The organism is Ligilactobacillus sp. WC1T17 (genome assembly GCA_900110005.1).
Classification (GTDB): Bacteria; Bacillota; Bacilli; order Lactobacillales; family Lactobacillaceae; genus Ligilactobacillus; species Ligilactobacillus ruminis_A.
The window spans coordinates 89230-106822 of the sequence record FOCC01000002.1 but is presented as its reverse complement, the minus strand read 5'-3'; the positions used below and the strand labels follow the sequence as shown (position 1 = coordinate 106822).

General features: G+C 39.9%; 16 protein-coding genes and 1 other annotated feature. All 16 genes read left to right on the top strand.

Annotated elements, in window-relative coordinates:
- The first annotated feature begins 18 nt into the window (after nucleotides 1-18).
- Nucleotides 19-660 (top strand): YtpR family tRNA-binding protein, encoded by a 642-nt coding sequence (gene ytpR, locus BMX26_RS01680; RefSeq protein WP_075529741.1) that lies wholly within the window; start codon nucleotides 19-21, stop codon nucleotides 658-660.
- A 76-nt stretch (nucleotides 661-736) separates the two neighbouring features.
- Nucleotides 737-2848, top strand: coding sequence for a DNA translocase FtsK (locus BMX26_RS01675; protein ID WP_075529740.1), 2112 nt, complete (start codon nucleotides 737-739; stop codon nucleotides 2846-2848).
- A 92-nt stretch (nucleotides 2849-2940) separates the two neighbouring features.
- Nucleotides 2941-4272, top strand: coding sequence for a UDP-N-acetylmuramate--L-alanine ligase (murC, locus tag BMX26_RS01670; RefSeq protein ID WP_075529739.1), 1332 nt, complete (start codon nucleotides 2941-2943; stop codon nucleotides 4270-4272).
- Between the two features lie 70 nt (nucleotides 4273-4342).
- Nucleotides 4343-5518 (top strand): MFS transporter, encoded by a 1176-nt coding sequence (locus tag BMX26_RS01665; RefSeq protein WP_075529738.1) that lies wholly within the window; start codon nucleotides 4343-4345, stop codon nucleotides 5516-5518.
- Between the two features lie 98 nt (nucleotides 5519-5616).
- Nucleotides 5617-6105, top strand: a complete 489-nt coding sequence (locus BMX26_RS01660; RefSeq protein WP_075529737.1) for a MaoC family dehydratase — start codon at nucleotides 5617-5619, stop codon at nucleotides 6103-6105.
- Entirely contained in the window at nucleotides 6098-6808 is a 711-nt protein-coding gene (locus BMX26_RS01655) for a Bax inhibitor-1/YccA family protein (protein ID WP_075529736.1), read from the top strand. The genes BMX26_RS01660 and BMX26_RS01655 overlap by 8 nt, the downstream gene beginning before the upstream one ends.
- 79 nt (nucleotides 6809-6887) lie before the next feature.
- A complete protein-coding gene (gene polA, locus BMX26_RS01650) occupies nucleotides 6888-9518 on the top strand; it encodes a DNA polymerase I (protein ID WP_075529735.1) in 2631 nt (876 codons plus the stop codon).
- Between the two features lie 9 nt (nucleotides 9519-9527).
- On the top strand, nucleotides 9528-10355 hold the full coding sequence (gene mutM, locus BMX26_RS01645) for a DNA-formamidopyrimidine glycosylase (RefSeq protein ID WP_075529734.1): 828 nt from the start codon (nucleotides 9528-9530) through the stop codon (nucleotides 10353-10355).
- A complete protein-coding gene (gene coaE / locus BMX26_RS01640; RefSeq protein WP_075529733.1) occupies nucleotides 10352-10945 on the top strand; it encodes a dephospho-CoA kinase in 594 nt (197 codons plus the stop codon). The genes mutM and coaE overlap by 4 nt, the downstream gene beginning before the upstream one ends.
- Before the next feature lie 16 nt (nucleotides 10946-10961).
- Nucleotides 10962-11429: a transcriptional regulator NrdR gene (gene nrdR / locus BMX26_RS01635; RefSeq protein WP_075529732.1), complete on the top strand. Its 468-nt coding sequence runs from the start codon at nucleotides 10962-10964 to the stop codon at nucleotides 11427-11429.
- Nucleotides 11430-11447: 18 nt separating this feature from the next.
- The gene (locus tag BMX26_RS01630; RefSeq protein ID WP_075529731.1) at nucleotides 11448-12809 is read left to right on the top strand and encodes a hypothetical protein; all 1362 of its coding nucleotides are present in this window, start codon (nucleotides 11448-11450) and stop codon (nucleotides 12807-12809) included.
- A gap of 11 nt (nucleotides 12810-12820) precedes the next feature.
- Entirely contained in the window at nucleotides 12821-13756 is a 936-nt protein-coding gene (gene dnaI / locus BMX26_RS01625; protein ID WP_075529730.1) for a primosomal protein DnaI, read from the top strand.
- Between the two features lie 317 nt (nucleotides 13757-14073).
- Nucleotides 14074-16011, top strand: coding sequence for a threonine--tRNA ligase (thrS, locus tag BMX26_RS01620; RefSeq protein WP_075529729.1), 1938 nt, complete (start codon nucleotides 14074-14076; stop codon nucleotides 16009-16011).
- A 61-nt stretch (nucleotides 16012-16072) separates the two neighbouring features.
- Nucleotides 16073-16212, top strand: a sequence feature (ribosomal protein L20 leader region).
- Between the two features lie 45 nt (nucleotides 16213-16257).
- A complete protein-coding gene (infC, locus tag BMX26_RS01615; RefSeq protein ID WP_075529728.1) occupies nucleotides 16258-16761 on the top strand; it encodes a translation initiation factor IF-3 in 504 nt (167 codons plus the stop codon).
- 23 nt (nucleotides 16762-16784) lie between these two features.
- Nucleotides 16785-16988 carry a 50S ribosomal protein L35 gene (rpmI, locus tag BMX26_RS01610; protein ID WP_075529727.1) on the top strand — a complete coding sequence of 68 codons (204 nt, stop codon included), beginning with the start codon at nucleotides 16785-16787 and terminating at the stop codon, nucleotides 16986-16988.
- 108 nt (nucleotides 16989-17096) lie between these two features.
- Nucleotides 17097-17456: a 50S ribosomal protein L20 gene (rplT, locus tag BMX26_RS01605; protein ID WP_075529726.1), complete on the top strand. Its 360-nt coding sequence runs from the start codon at nucleotides 17097-17099 to the stop codon at nucleotides 17454-17456.
- Nucleotides 17457-17593 lie beyond the last annotated feature (137 nt).

Below are 17593 nucleotides of genomic sequence, written 5' to 3'. Positions count from 1 at the left end.
GAAAGAAGTTTTAAGTCCATGTTAATTGCAAGTTACAATAAAGAACAACTTGGTGATGTTTTATTGGTGGTTGTGGCCGATGATCAAGGCACACAAGCTTTTGAGAAGAAAGAAAATATTGTTCGCATCTTTGATGAAGAAACAAATCAGACCAAAGGATACAATTTTTTTGATGCAGCGGCTATTTTAGGTGAACTGGATGTTTTGGGCCAAGTTTTCCTTGATGATGCGCAAGTTGAAAAATTAAATGCCGCTTTAACCAAGGCTGGTTTTGAAGCTGAACTTGTCAATGACCATGAACCTAAATTTGTTGTAGGACATGTAGATGAATTGGAAGACCATCCTGATTCTGATCATTTGCATGTGACTAAAGTAACAATTGATGGTCAAAAACAGCTGCAAATTGTTTGCGGTGCACCCAACATTGAAGCTGGACAAAATGTCGTGGTGGCCAAGGTGGGTGCAATGATGCCGGATGGCAGCCTCATTTTTGCTGGTAAATTGCGCGGAATTGATAGTTTTGGGATGATTTGTTCTGCGCGCGAATTGGCTTTGCCTAATGCTCCGCAAAAGCGGGGAATTTTGGTGCTCGACCCTGAAGAATATCCTTGCGGGCAAGCTTTTGACTTTCAAAAAGCCCAAAATTTATTCCAAGCTTAAGGCTTAATTATGTTAGAATGAAGGAGTTAGGATTTGCCTAACTCCTTTTATTTGTATTTAGTTAGGATTGATATTAATGAAAGATTATGATGGACCAAGCTTTTTGCGCAGCAATGCGTCTAAAGATGGTCATAGGAAAAAAAACAGCCAGGTGGTGCCACCAAGGAGACGTTTTTTTCATCCAACTGTTGTACCGCCATCTATGGCTAGTCAAACAGTTGCGGAACCAAACTATAAGTTATTAATTCAAGAACTTTTTAAACCATTAGATAGGTACTTATTTTTCAGCCAGCATGATGATGTACCACTGGTTGATTTAACACACGGGCTGTCGGCAGAAGTCTTGCAGATGGCTGAACTTGAAAATGAAGCTGAAGATAAGCTACAAGCTAGCCCTTCAGAAGTAGAAATGCAAGCGGCTGTTAAGCCAGAAGCTGTCACTGAAATGCCGTCAGCTGCAAATGAAGCTGAACCGAAATTAGAACCGGAAATGATGCCGCAACCAGTATCACATACTGAAGAGGCTAAAGCCGAGCCAATGCTTAAAGCAGCGCCGGAAGTTGAGTTAAAGCCAAACGCAGCAGTAAATCAAAATAAAACAGATATTAAACATCCTTGGAAAGTTGAAGCCAAAGTTCAGCAAACATTACCTGAGTCAGCTGAAACTGATATCAAAGGTGAAAGCCAAAAGTTTCCGCTCATTTCACCTGAAAAGCTCCCTGTATCCGCAGAACCTGATGTATTACCGACTGCACAGCCGCTAGCGCCGGCTAAATCATATCAATTTCCGTCTTTAGAGCTGTTGGACCATAAGCATGAAAAAAACCAAAAACAAAGCGATGACTGGGCTCAAAAGCAAGCCAAAGTTTTGGATGAAACGTTAAAATCATTTAAAGTTGGCGCTCATGTGGTACATTGGACCATTGGACCGACGGTGACCCAGTTTGAATTGGTCTTGGATCGCGGGGTAAAGGTCAATAAGATTACTAATTTAAATGATGATTTAAAACTGGCTTTGGCAGCTAAAGACATCAGAATTGAAGCGCCAATTCCAGGACGCAGTACGGTTGGAATTGAAATTCCTAACCAAAAAGCCCGCCAGGTTTTATTAGCAGAAGTTCTAGAATCAAAAGCCTTCCAAGAAGCTTCTTCACCGCTGACAACAGCGTTAGGGGTCGATTTATTTGGTCAACCAAGAGTTTTTGATATTGCTAAGATGCCGCACGGCCTAATTGCTGGGGCGACGGGGTCGGGCAAGTCAGTCTTTATTAACAGTTTATTGGTTTCAATTTTATATAAAGCTAAACCTTCAGAGGTTAAATTACTGTTAATTGATCCTAAAGCAGTTGAACTAGCACCTTACCAAGGTATTGCCCACCTGCTGGCGCCGGTTATTTCTGATGCTAAGCAAGCTACAGAGGCTTTGAAGTGGGCCGTTGACGAAATGGAAGACCGCTACCAGAAGATGGCGCAATTAGGTGCCAGAAATTTAGCGGGATATAATGATAAAGTCGTCAAAAAAGGACATCCAGCTGATAAATTACCTTATATTTTGATTGTTATTGATGAATTGGCTGATTTGATGATGGCCTCTTCATCAGAAGTGCAAGAGTATATTGCCCGCATTACGCAAAAAGCTAGAGCAGCCGGTATTCACCTGATTGTAGCAACACAAAGACCAAGTGTTGATGTGGTTACCGGCTTAATTAAAAATAATATACCAACCCGTTTGGCCTTTATGGTTGCCAGTTCGACTGATTCACGGACGATTTTGGATGCTTCTGGGGCGGAAAGACTTTTAGGCAAAGGCGATATGCTCTTTTTGGCCAGCGGAGCCAGCCAGCCGGTGCGTTTGCAGGGAACTTATATAGACGATGAAATTGATGATATTTGTGACTTTATCAGGCAGCAGGCACAGCCTAGCTATGCATTTGACCCCGAAAAACTAAAGAAAAAAGCCGTTATTTTAGAAAAAGAAGATGAATTGATGCCACGGGTGTTGGATTATATTGTCAATGAAGACACCATTTCAACTTCCAAATTGCAGCGCGTCTTCTCAATCGGCTATAACCGTGCAGCTTCGATGATTGATACATTAGAAGCACGGGGATATATTTCCAAGGCGCATGGAGCTAAGCCGCGGAAGGTTAATTTAACGCAAGAAGCGTTGAATAATATGCGTTTTTAACGGGTGAAAAATAGTTATTTAATTAGTCGTTTATTTGCGTGAGCTAGTATGGTAAACTTAACATGATTGTAAAATGAAAAGAGGAACTTTCAATGGATATGGAAACCACGTATTTCTTCGTCGGAATCAAAGGGACAGGAATGAGCGCTTTAGCGTTAATCTTAAATGATAAGGGCTGCAAGGTTGTCGGCTCTGATATTGAAAAATACACTTTTACCCAGCGGGGCTTAGAACAAGCTGGTATTAAGATTTTACCATTTGATGAAAATAACATTACGCCTGGGATGACCATTGTTGCGGGTAATGCTTTTGGGGATGATCAAGTTGAAATTGCCAAAGCTAAAGAAATGGGGCTTAAGGTTTTAACTTATCCGCAAGTTGTAGAAATGTTAATTGAAGAAACAACCAGTATTGGTGTTGCGGGCGCACACGGTAAGACCAGTACAACCGGTTTATTAGCTCATGTGTTGAGCGGTGTTTCACCGACAAGTTATTTGGTTGGCGATGGAACAGGCAAAGGTATTCCTGATGCCCGCTTCTTTGTATTTGAAGCTGATGAATACCGCCGCCATTTTGCCGGCTATCATCCAGACTATACTATTATGACCAACATTGATTTTGATCATCCGGATTATTTTACAGGAATTGAAGATGTCTGTGATGCTTTCCAAGAATTGGCTGATCATACCAAGAAAGCTTTATTTGTTTGGGGAGAAGATGAACATTTGCGTCAATTAAAAGCTAAGGTGCCTGTTTATTATTACGGAACGGCTGCAAATGACGACATTAGAGCAGAAAATATTAAGCGGACAACCAATGGATCGAGTTTTGACGTTTATTTAAAAGATGAATTTTTAGGCAACTTTACGATTCCTTTGTTTGGCAAACACAATGTTTTGAACTCTTTAGCAGTGATTGCTGTATCCCATATGGAAAAAATTGAAGCTAAGGCAGTTGCCAGCGAATTGATGACCTTTAAAGGGGTAAAGCGCCGTTTTTCAGAAAAGAAGATTGCCGACATGGTTATCATCGATGATTATGCACACCATCCTTCTGAAATTGCTGCTACGATTGATGCTGCTAGACAACAATATCCAGCTAAAAAGATTATTGCTGTTTTCCAACCACACACATTCAGCCGTACGGTAGCTTTGATGGATGACTTTGCCAAGAGTTTAGATTTAGCAGATAAAGTTTATTTAACTGAAATCTTCAGCTCTATTAGAGAACATGACGGCAAGATTTCAGCGGCTGATTTAGGCAAGAAGATTACCAAGGGTGGCGCTGTTTTACAGCTTGATAATATGTCACCTTTGCTTGATTACCATGATGATGTCGTAATCTTTATGGGGGCAGGCGATATTCCTAAGTATGAACAAGCTTACGAAGAATTGTTGTCTAATTTAAGTTTGAAAAATAACTAGAAATAGTGGGTGTCAGCTGAAACTGGCACCACTATTTTTTTAATGAGGGAATAGGAAAAAGAGGGCTTTTATGGAGAAAAAATATTTAAATTTCGGCTTAGTGATCTTTTTAGTGGCAGCTAATATGCGGATTTCAATTATCATGCTGTCGCCGATTTTAACCAAGGTGGCTGCTGCCTTAAATTTATCATCGGCTGTGATGGGGAGCTTGACGAGTATTCCGCTATTGTGCTTTGCTTTGCTATCGATTTTCGTTGCACCTTTAGGCAACATTTTAGGGAGCAAAAGGTCTTTGAACCTGGCTTTAGGCTTGATTATTGTAGCTAATCTTTTTCGGGTTTATTCACCAACTTTATTAATTTTAGGAACATTGCTCTGTGGGATTGGGATTACATTTTTAAACGTGCTTATTCCAGCGGCTATTTTAGAATGGAAACCCAAAGAAGCTTTAAAGCTTAACGGTTTATATACTGCTTCAAACAGCTTTTTTTGTGCTTTAACTGGGGGAGTAGCAAGTCCCTTGGCCCAAATGCTGGGTTGGAAATTAACCTTGCAATTATCAGCTATTCCAGCAGTGCTTGCGATGATTTTATGGAATTTGTATGTCACTAAAAATCAGCCTAGTCAAAGTGAACCGGGCCCAAAATCCAGCCAGTTGCAAAATTTTGTTTTGGTATTAAAACGTCCTGAAATCTGGCTGCTAGCGCTTTACATGGGCCTGCAATCAGTAGCTTTTTATGCTTTGACAACCTGGCTGCCAACGGTCATTTCAGCAGCCGGCTTTTCAGCTAATCAGGCCGGGTTATTATTTGCCTTTTTCCAAATTGTTGGTTTTCCAGTATCATATATTGCAGCCAGCTTTTTGAAGAGCAAACAGCGTTATTATGGTGTCACGGTAGCCTTAATTTTTTGTTTTACCTTAGGGAGCTTGCTGCTGGTTTATCTGCCTAACTTTGTAGGGGTGGTTTTGGCTTGCATTGCTTTAGGCTTTGGTGTGGCTTGTACTTTTACCATCAGTATGAGTTTGATTTCTATCTTAAGCAAAGAGCGCAATGAAACCAACTTAATTAGCGGCATGGTGCAAACCATCGGCTATTTATTAGCCAGCCTAGGGCCAACTTTATTCGGTTATTTTAAGACCAATGCCGGCTGGAATCATTCGCTATGGTTTTTGACGATTACGATGCTTATTTGGGGGTTGATTGGTCTGATTTTAGGACGTTTTATCAACTGGCAAAAACATTAATTATTATTTAAAATCAGATATCTGCTGAGTAGATTAATTGAGAAACTAAATATGGTATGTTAAGATATATGTGAAATAAATAAGGAAGTGAGTTCTGTATGCAAGATGACGTGCATCGGCGGGGTAAAACAATTGATGAGATTCAAGAGGGCGACTCATTAACAGTGACAGAATCCTTTTCAGAGCGCGAATTGCTGATATATATTGGATTAACGAATGATACCAATCCATTATATTTGCAACCAGCCTACGCGCAAATGATGGGATATAAGTCAGCGCTTGTTCCGCCAGTAATGCTTTCAGGAATTTTAACTAGTTCAATTTCTAAAATTCTTCCCGGACCCGGGAGTGAGATTGTGAATATTGCGACTAATTTTGTTGAACCTGTTTATCATGAAGAGGTAATAACTTTTACCTTTGAAGTGATTAAGGTTGACTTGATGAAAGAAGTTGTCATGATTTCGGTTGAGGGGACAAATGAAGCACAAGATCGGGTTTTAGATTCGGTAATTATGGTGCGTCCTCCTCGACAAGTGCAACAGCAGCTCGAAAATCAAACTAAAAAAGAGGTTGATGTGAATGAATAATGATCCAATGTTTGATAAATCACGCGGACTAGTTAGCGGGACAAATAGTTTTTTTACCAAAATGTATGGTTATATGGCTTGTGCAGTAGCCGTTTCAGCAGTTGTTGCTTACTTAGCAGCTCATGTACCGGCTTTGGTGGCTATTGTGGCTAATCCAATAGTGATGATGATTTTATTTATCTTGCAAATGGTTTTGGCTTTTTCAATGTCAGCGTTGAAGCCAAATCAATCCATCGCTAGATCGCTTACAGCGCTGATGGGCTTTGCGACGATTGAAGGTCTGTTTTTAAGCGGCATTTTCTATGTTTATGCTGCTGTTGATATTACTAAGGCTTTTGTATCAGCAGCTGTAATGTTTGCGGTGTTAGCTGTGATGGGACATACCACTAAAAAAGATCTTTCCGGCATTGGCCGGCAAGCTTTAGCAGCTTTAATTGCGTTGATTATTGTAAGCATCATTAATATCTTTTTGAAGAGTACGATGATTTCTTACGTCTTTTCCTTTATTGGTTTAGTAATTTTTGCTGCTTTAACAGCTTGGGATACCCAACGCTTTAAGCAAATGTATTATGAATATGGAACTCAGGTTAACCCTGATGCTTTGGCAATTACGGGTGCTTTAGAATTATATTTAGACTTTATCAATATTTTCTTGTATCTGCTGCAAATTTTTGGTATCGGTGGCAGTAATAATCGAGATTAAGAATGTGAGAAAGGCTGCGGACCAAAACGTAGCCTTTTTTTGATATAATTGGTATAAAGATAAGTGAGAGGACTACATTATGCAAACAGATAACAAAATGCTATTAATTGATGGTAATAGCCTGACTTTTAGGGGCTTTTATGCTTTATTTATGCAAACAGAACGTTTTGTAAATCAGCAGGGACTGCATACTAGCGCAGTATATTCTTTTAAATTAATGCTAGATAAGGTATTAGACCTTGTGAAGCCTGATAAGGTGTTAGTAGCTTTTGATGCCGGCAAAAAAACCTTTAGAACGCAAAAATTTGCCGATTATAAGGGAGGGCGCAAAAAGACACCTGCGGAATTAACAGAACAATTTCCATATGTCAAACAATTACTGGATGGCTATGGCATCAAACATTATGAATTAGTTAATTATGAAGCTGATGATATTATCGGCACGATGGCTAAAAAAGCAGAAGCAGCCGGTTATCAGGTAACGATTGTGACCGGCGATCATGATTTAACGCAATTAGTTACCAATAAAATTACGGTGGCGTTGACGGTTAAGGGTGTAACGGAACTGGAATTTTATACGCCGGAATACTTATATGAAAAATTAGGCCTAACTCCTAAGCAAATCATTGATTTAAAAGCGTTATCCGGTGATACGTCAGATAATTATCCTGGGGTGACGAAGGTTGGCGAAAAAACAGCTTTAAAATTGCTGAATGAATATGAATCCTTGGAAAATTTGTATGCTAACTTGGAGACGATGAAAAAATCAAAGTTAAAAGAGCACCTTGAAGCCGATAAAGAAGTTGCCTTTGCTTGCCAAGACCTGGCTACTATTAGAACAGATGCACCGGTGTCCATCAGCTTAGAAGAACTTGATTTTGAAGGACAGGATGCAGAAAAACTGCAGGCATTCTATCAAGAATTAGATTTCAATAAATTTTTAAGCGAATTGCGGCAAACAGAAGTCAAAAATGATGTTGAAGTTCACGTTTTGACAAAAGATATCTTAGCTAAGCTATCTTTAAAAAAACCGGTCAGTTTATATGTGGAAATGGCCGATGAAAACTATCATACTGCTGATTTTTGGGGCTTTAGCCTAAATGTAGCCGGTAAAACATATGCCAGCGAAGACCTTGCTTTATTACAAGAACCAAAATTAAAGGAATATTTAGAGACTACTCCTGTCGATGTTTTTGATGGTAAAAAGACCTATACAGCTTTGAAGCGGCTGGGCATTACTTTGGCCGGGGTCGATTTTGATTTGTTATTAGTTTCATATTTATTGAATAATACAGACAATAGCAATGATTTAGGCACCTTATGCCAAAAGCAAGGGTATCTCAAAGTTGCTGGTGATGATGATGTTTATGGCAAGGGGGCCAAAAAGCAAAAACCTGCAGCTGATATTTTCTTGCAGCATTTAACTACGAAAGCTTTGGCTATTTATGAATTAAAGGAAAAATTAATGGCGGCTTTAGTTCAAAATGAGCAAGCGGATTTATATATTAAAATTGAGCGTCCATTGTCACTAGTGTTAGCCCAAATGGAAATTTCAGGCATTAAAGTGGATCGGGCAAAATTAGAAGAGATGGGGTCAAATTTTACGGAATTATTGGCTGATTTAGAACAGCGGATTTATCAAGCTGCTGGTGAAAGCTTCAATATTAACTCGCCTAAACAATTGGGTACTATTTTATTTGAAAAGCTATCTCTACCAGTCATAAAAAAGACGAAAACCGGCTATTCAACGGCCAGTGACGTCTTAGAAAAATTAACTGACTATGATATTGTGGCTGATGTACTGCAATACCGCCAATATGCCAAGCTAAAGTCGACTTATATTGACGGCTTGCTAAAAGTGATTGCACCGGATGGCAAAGTTCATACCCGTTATACACAAACGTTGACGACGACGGGACGGTTATCATCGGTTGATCCTAATTTGCAAAATATTCCCGTGCGCTTGGAAGAAGGCAAGAAAATCCGCCAAGCCTTTGTGCCTAGTCAGGATGGCTGGGAAATTTTTACGTCTGATTATTCGCAAATCGAACTGCGTGTTTTAGCACATATTTCACAGGACGAAAATATGAAGCAGGCCTTTAAAGACGGGATAGATATTCATGCGAAAACAGCGATGAACATCTTTAATTTAACTGACCCAAGCGAAGTGACGGCCAATATGCGCCGCCAGGCTAAGGCTGTTAACTTTGGGATTGTGTATGGCATTAGCGATTTTGGTTTAGCACAAAATATTGGTATTAGCCGTAAGCAGGCTAAAGAATTCATTGCAGGCTACTTTGACTTGTTCCCTGGTGTGAAGAAATATATGGATGAAATTGTCCAAAAGGCGAAAAAGCAAGGCTATGTAGAGACTATTTTCCACCGGCGCCGTTATCTTGAAGGTATTAATTCAAAAAATTTCAACCAGCGGTCTTTTGCACAAAGAACGGCGATGAATACGCCAATCCAGGGGAGTGCCGCTGATATTATCAAGATTGCGATGATTAAAATGCAGGCAGAGTTAACTAAGCGGAATTTAAAGGCTAAAATGCTTTTACAGGTGCATGATGAATTGATTTTTGAAGCACCTCAAACTGAAATTTCTATTCTAGAAGAATTAGTGCCCCAAATTATGGATTCAGCGGTTGATTTAGATGTACCTTTGAAGGTCGAAAGCGGGCATGGACAGACATGGTTTGATACGAAATGAGGAAGAAAAATGCCAGAATTACCAGAAGTTGAAACGGTTAGGCGAGGGTTAGAAAAACTGATTTTAGGCGCTACCGTCGTTAAAGTTGATGTTTTTTATCCTAAGATGATTGTGGGAGATTGTGATAAATTTGTTCAAACTTTACAAAATAAGACCATTGAAGCTGTTGATCGGCGGGGAAAATACCTGCTGTTCCGTTTTTCAGACAGCATCACGATGATGTCGCATTTGCGGATGGAAGGAAAGTATTTTGTCAAAGCTAAAGGATCTCCCAAAGAAAAACACACGCATGTGATTTTTTACCTGCAAGATGGCAGACAACTGCACTACAATGATGTGCGTAAATTTGGGCGGATGGAATTGTTTTTAACGGGGCAGGAATTAGAGAGCTCCAGCCTTAAAAAGTTAGGCCCTGAGCCTACCGAAGCTAGTTTTAAACTAGCTGCTTTTTATCAGGCTTTGCAAAGCAAACATAAAAATATTAAAACAGCTTTGCTTGATCAAACACTGGTTGCTGGTGTAGGCAATATTTATGCAGATGAAGTTTTATGGATAGCCAAAATTCACCCGCAAACACCTTGCAATAAATTGACTTTAGATCAGGCGGATTTACTGCGAAAAGCTATTATTGAAGAATTGGCCATGGCATCCAAAGCTGGCGGCACAACCATCCGCAGCTATGCGAATGCCTTTTTAGAAGAAGGACAATTTCAATTTGCCTTAAATGTGTATGGCAAAAAAGATCAGCCCTGTCCACGTTGCCAGACACCGATTGTCAAAATTGTTGTGGGACAAAGAGGAACGCATTTTTGCCCTAAGTGTCAGGTGCTGCCATGAGTTTTGTGCTAGGATTAACAGGTGGTACCGGCAGCGGCAAGACGACTATTGCCAACTATTTAAAAACATTAGGGGCTGAAATTATTGATGCTGATCAAGTGGCAAGAGAAGTCGTTTTGCCAAACACTGTGGGCCTTAGACGATTGAGCCAAAATTTTGGAACTGATATTTTAAAAGCAGATGGCAGCTTAGACCGCAAAAAATTAGGGAAAATGGTCTTTAGTGATGAAAATAAATTGACTTTGCTTAATCAAATCATGCAGCCGCTTATTTTGCAGAACATTTTGGAGCATTTGGTACAAGCAAAAGCTGCTAAGCTGGTTGTCTTGGATGCGCCTTTATTGTTGGAGCAACATTATCAAAAATATTGCGATGCTGTGATGGTTGTACAAACCAGTCCGCAAGTACAGCTTAAAAGAATTATGGCCAGAGATCATTTAACCTTAAATGATGCTCAAAAAAGAATTGCCAGTCAAATGGCACCGGATAAGCGGGTTGAATTGGCTGATGTTGTAATTGATAGTTCCAAAACGGTTGAAGAAACGCGAAAACAAGTGCTAAAATGGCTTAAGATAAGTAAAATTTTATAATAATGAGGTAATAAAAATGAAATGTCCACATTGTCATAAGAATGGCTCGCGTGTGGTTGACAGCCGTCCCGCTGATGATGGGCACGCTATTAGACGAAGACGCGAATGTGAAAATTGCGGTTTTCGCTTCACTACCTTTGAACGCGTGGAGTCAACACCGTTGTTAGTTGTCAAAAAAAATGGTACTCGTGAAGTTTATGATCGTGATAAAGTTTTACGCGGGGTTTTAAGAGCGGCCGAAAAACGTCCCATTGCGATGGATGATATTCAAAAATTGGTTGATAAGGTGGAAGCTAAGGTGCGTGCTGCCGGCAGTAATGAAGTTTCCAGTCAATTAATTGGCAGTTACGTTATGGAATTATTGTCTAAATTAGATGGAATTGCTTATGTCCGCTTTGCGAGTGTTTATCGTGAATTTAAAGATATGAATGCTTTTGTGGATGAGCTGCAAGATTTAATGGCCGAACAAAAAAAGCAAAAATAAATAAGGCAGGTGAGGGCGATGGATAATGGGTTGAAGCTTCTTTCGCCCAAAGATGGATATATTGCATATTTGCAGGCAGAAAAATCAGAAGTCAGCGTGACTTTATTAGCTGAATTATACCAGCCGGTGATGGGAGTCCAAGCATTTGCGACGTATTTTACCTTGGTTGATCAGTCTCAAAAGAAGCCTTTGCTTAGTGAGAGAAAGCTTTTAGGCGATTTATTATGCCAATTAGATATGGAAGTGCCGACTTTTTACGCAACGTGCAGTAAACTGGAGGCTTTGGGCTTGCTAAGGACTTTTGAAAAAAATGATAACTTGGGTCGAGTCTTTATTTATCAGCTGCTTTTGCCACAAGATGGGCCTCATTTTTTTGCTGATGCTATTTTAGCAGGTATCTTGTATGAAATGGTGGGCGAAAATCGCTTTAAACGTCTGAAAAACAGGTTTTCTCCGCCTGATTTTAAGCATGGTGGCCGGGAACTAACCAAGAATTTTATGGATGTTTTTAATCTTAGTTCGCAGCAATTATTTAAGCCAAGTGAAGTTAAAGCTGCTTTTGAACCACAGCCGTTAATTACTCAAAACGAGGTTTCCTTAGATTTGCAATATCTGAAACAATTACTGAATAGCAGTTATTTAGGTACGGAAGATGTGCTTGGCCATTTAGATGATTTAAAAGCTGCCAAATTGCTCTATAATTTGGATGAAGCTGCGATGGTGGCTTTACTAGAGCGCTGCTTTAATGTAGCTAACAATCGGGTTGATTTTGTGCTTTTCAATAAAAAATTAAAGCAGGAATTTCAAATAAAGGTTAAGCAGTTAAATGTAAAGCGCCAATCCCCAGCAACGATGAAGCCTGATTTAAATCAAGAACAATTGACACAAACCGATCAGCAATTGGCACAGGCCTGTGCTTATTACACGCCGTTAGAGTTTTTAGCCTTGTTGAAAAAAGAGCAGGGCGGATATGTTTCTACATTAGAAAATTATGTTGTCAGTCAGATGGTTAAGTCACAGATTTTGCCAAATGCTGTCATTAATGTTGTGATGCATTATCTGCTCGTGGATGAAGACAATGATTTATTAACATCTAAGGTAGGCAACCGGTTTGAGGCCTTGTGTTCAAGGCTGGCCAAAAAAAAGATTGATACGCCACAAAAGGCAATGATTTATCTCAAACAGGCGCAAAAAAATAAACCTTTGCCAACTAAGCCAACTTATAAGAATAAACAGACACGTCCTGTCGTTCAAAAAGAACGGCCAACTGATTGGAAAAAGATTGCGCAACAAAATGCTGCCAAAGTAACACCGGATATGATGCAAGAAAAATTGGCTAATTTGGAAAAATTACGCCAAGAGCTCCAAGATGATGAATAGAGGTGAAGTAGATGGAAAATGTAGGTGCCCAAATGGGAAAACTGTTGCAACAAAAGGGCTGGAACCAAAAGGTGCAGGCTATTTCGCAAAAGGTCATAAAAGACCCTGATATTGCGGCTTTTTTGCAAGAAAATGTCAGTGAAATTACGCCACAGATTATCCAGCGTGACCTAAGTCAATTACTGGAATATTTGCACTTTAAAAATGATTATCAAGCTGGCAAAGAAACGTTAATGCCGGGATATTATCCGGAATTATTATTTAGCAACCATCAAATAGAGATTGTTTACCGACCGACCCAAAAAAGTAAGCAGGAGCAGGCACAAAAAAAATTGGCGCAGCGTGTTAAAGCAATTAGCTTACCTAAAGCCATTAAAAATGCTAGTTTACAGGATTATTTTACCAGTACCCCGGAACGGATTGATGCTTTAACAGCGGCTATGTCTTTTGTTAGAGATTATAGTCAAGATCCTGGCATTTTCCACCAAGGCCTTTATTTGCAAGGTGATTTTGGCGTTGGAAAAACCTACTTATTAGCTGCAATTGCCAATGATTTGGCTAAGAAAGGCTTTGCTTCAACGATTGTCCATTTGCCAACCTTTATCTTGGATCTTAAAGGTTTAATTGGTTCAAAAAGCAAGTCTATCACCCAAGCAATTAATGAAGTGAAAAAAGCGCCGATTTTGATGCTAGATGATATTGGAGCAGATACTTTATCCGCTTGGTCACGGGATGAAATTATTGGTGTTATTTTACAATACCGGATGCAAGAAGAACTGCCGACCTTTTTTTCGTCCAACTACAAAATGGATGAATTGGAAAATAATTATTTGGCTGTTAATAACCGACAAGAATTTGAACCGGTTAAAGCCAAAAGAATTATGGAAAGAATCCGCTTTTTAGCCAAGGAAGTCACGGTTTTGGGACCTAATTTGCGAAATCCCTAAAAAAGGCTTGAAAAAAGCTTTGGTTAGTGTTTAAATAGAAAGTACATTAGTGAAAGACAAACGGCGTATCAAACCAGGGAGAGAAACCTTGACTGGAAGTTTCTCAATGGTGCGCTTACCGCTTTCATGGCAGAGCTTACTGAAAAGGTAGGACGGGTCGTCCCCGTTATCAGCGACTATGAGAGCATATTTAATATGCTGAAGATGGGTGGAACCACGTCCTAAGGCGTCCCTGATGCAGTCTTTTAGACAGACTGTATCAGTGGCGCCTTTTTTAGTTCCTTTAAATCTGCAAAAATAATTTGGAGGGAAAATTTATGTTACAACTCAAGTTTCCAGATGGTAATGTTAAAGAATTTGAAGCAGGTTCAACTGCTAAAGATGTTGCCTCATCAATTAGTATTAGTTTAGCCAAAAAGGCTGTTGGTGCTAAAGTTGACGGCAAATTATTTGATTTGAACCAAGAACTCGTTAGCGGATCAATTGAAATTTTGACCAAAGATTCCGCTGAAGGCCAGGTTGCTTTGTGGAGTACAGCTGCGATTGTTTTAGGTGCTGCTATTAAGCAACTTTTCCCTGAAATTAAATTTGGTCAAACAGGTGTAACTGAACATGGCTTCTTTGTTGATACTGATAAGCAAGACGGTCAAATTGGGGCGCCTGATTTTGAAAAATTAACGCAAAAGATGGACGAATTGATCAAGTCCAAAGCAGCCGTTGAATTGGTAGCTTACAGCTTAGATGAAGCTTTGGCCTTGGTTGCAGGCGATGAATATCAAACCGAACTTGTTAAAGAATTGGCTGTTGATGGCAAGGTTTACGGCCACAAGTTAGGCGACTATGTTGACTTTAGCGCCGAAATCGCTTTGAGTGATGCCAGCCAAGTTAAAGTCTTCAAGATTTTGTCAGTTGCAGGTGCATATTGGAAGGGCGCTTCTTCTAACCCAATGCTGCAAAGAATCTACGGGACAGCTTTTGTTAAGCAAAAAGAATTAGACGCTGAATTGGAACGTCAAAAAGAAGCACATGAACGTGACCACCGTGTTATCGGCAACAACTTAGATTTATTCTTTGTTGATCCAAAAGTTGGTGCTGGTTTACCATATTGGATGCCAAATGGTGCTACCATCCGCCGGACAATCGAACGTTACATTATTGATAAAGAAGTTGCTTGGGGCTATGAACATGTTTACACACCTATCTTGGCTAATGTCAACTTGTATAAGCAATCAGGCCACTGGGACCACTACCGTGAAGACATGTTCCCACCTATGGACATGGGCGATGGCGAAATGCTTGAATTACGCCCAATGAACTGCCCATCTCACATCCAAGTGTACAACCACCATATTCGTTCATACCGTGATTTACCACTTCGGATTGCTGAACTTGGTATGATGCACCGTTATGAAAAATCTGGTGCCTTGACTGGTCTTTCCCGTGTGCGTGAAATGACTTTAAACGATGGTCATACTTTTGTTACGCCAGATCAAATTGAAGCAGAATTCAAGCGGACTTTGCAATTAATGGTTGATGTTTACCATGATTTTGACATCAATGATTATCGTTTCCGTTTGAGCTACCGTGATCCAAAGAACACACATAAGTACTATGATGACGATGAAATGTGGGAAAAATCACAACGGATGCTTAAAGCAGCCATGGATGATTTAGGTTTGGAATACTTTGAAGCTGAAGGTGAAGCTGCCTTCTATGGTCCAAAACTCGATGTTCAAACCAAGACAGCTCTAGGTGGAGAAGAAACATTGTCAACTATCCAACTTGACTTCTTGTTGCCAGAACGGTTTGATTTGAAGTATATCGGTGCTGATGGCGAAGAACACCGTCCGGTTATGATTCACCGTGGTATTGTTTCAACCATGGAACGCTTTACAGCTTACTTGACTGAAATGTATAAGGGTGCTTTCCCAACTTGGCTTGCTCCAAAACAAGTTGAAATCATTCCGGTTAACCAAGATTTGCACTTAGAATATGCCCGCCAATTGTCTGGCAAGTTGGCAGCTCACCAAATCCGTGTTTCAATTGACGACCGCAACGAAAAGATGGGTTACAAGATTCGTCAAGCACAAGTTAATAAGGTACCATACACTTTGGTTGTTGGTGACAATGAAAAAGAAAACGGTACAGTAACAGTTCGCTTGTATGGGCATGAAGATACTAAGACGATGACATTTGATGAATTTAAGCAAATGTTGGATCACGACTTGGAAACATACAGCCGCAACGAAGACTAAAGATAATTTTGAAGTTATTGTTGACAAACTTCAACTTAACTGATAAGATATTAAACGTTGAGAAAAAAAGCAGAGGCTCCCGCTTCTCGCCTAAGGAACGCATTAGTTCCGGGGCAGAAATTAAGAAATTTATTTCCGATTGAACGGATTTTTACGGGTGTCTGCTGATTTATTAGCTGATACCCGTTTTTTTCTGCATTTTCTCTGAATTTTTTTTGGAGGTGAAACGCCATAGCAGTTGATAAGATGGTAAACGAAGGCATTCGCGCACGTGAATTGCGCTTGATTGCTGATGATGGTTCCCAACTTGGTGTTAAATCAAAGCAGGAAGCATTACAATTAGCTGAACAAGCCAATTTAGATCTTGTGCTTGTGGCACCAAAAGCGAAACCACCTGTTGCCAAAATCATGGATTATGGGAAGTATCGTTTTGAGTTGCAGAAGAAACAGCGTGAAGCTCGTAAAAAGCAAAAAGTGATCAACGTTAAAGAAGTTCGCTTAAGCCCAACGATTGACACGAATGACTTCAATACTAAGATGAATAATGCACGCAAGTTCCTGGCTAAAGGGGACAAGGTGAAAGTTTCCATTCGTTTTAAAGGTCGTGCCATTACTCATAAAGAGATTGGACGCGAAGTTCTTGATCGATTCGCTGAAGAAACAGCTGATGTTGCTTCAGTTGAATCAAAGCCAAAAATGGATGGCCGAAGCATGTTCTTAATGCTTTCGCCAAAGGCCGATAAGGCTTAAATCACATAGGAGGAAATAAGATTATGGCAGCAAAACAAAAAACACACCGCGCATCAGCAAAGCGTTTTAAGCGTACAGGTAATGGTGGTTTGAAGCGTAACCATGCTTACACATCACACCGTTTCCACGGCAAGACAGTTAAGCAACGCCGTCAATTGCGTAAAGCATCTATGGTGTCAAGCTCAGATATGAAGCGCATCAAGCAAATGCTTTCACAAATGAAATAAGCTTTTCATTTATTCGAGTTTTTGAAAGAAGCAGTTTTAAACTGCTAGTGCTTTAAGCACATATTTGGTTTTACCCGAATAAGTCGGGATACTTAAGGAGGAATTATCATGCCACGTGTTAAAGGTGGAACAGTTACGCGTCAACGCCGTAAGAGAGTTTTAAAATTAGCTAAAGGATATCGCGGTTCAAAGCATACTCAATTCAAAGTTGCTAAGCAACAAGTTATGAAGTCTGCACAATATGCATTCCGTGATCGCCGTAAGAACAAGTCCAACTTCCGTAAGTTGTGGATTGCTCGTATCAATGCTGCAGCTCGCATGAACGAAATCAGCTACAGCAAGTTGATGCATGGCTTGAAGCTTGCTAACATCGAAGTTAACCGCAAGATGTTAGCTGATCTTGCTATCAGCGATGCAGCTGCATTTACAGCTCTTGTTGATGAAGCTAAGAAAGCTTTAGCAAAATAAGTTGACTTAAATAAGGAGCTTGGGATAATTTTCCTAAGCTCTTTTTATTTATAAAACCTATCATTCGGGCTGATATGTAATTTCTTTGCATTCTTTAACCCGACTAATTTATAATAGAATGAGATCATATTTTGGAA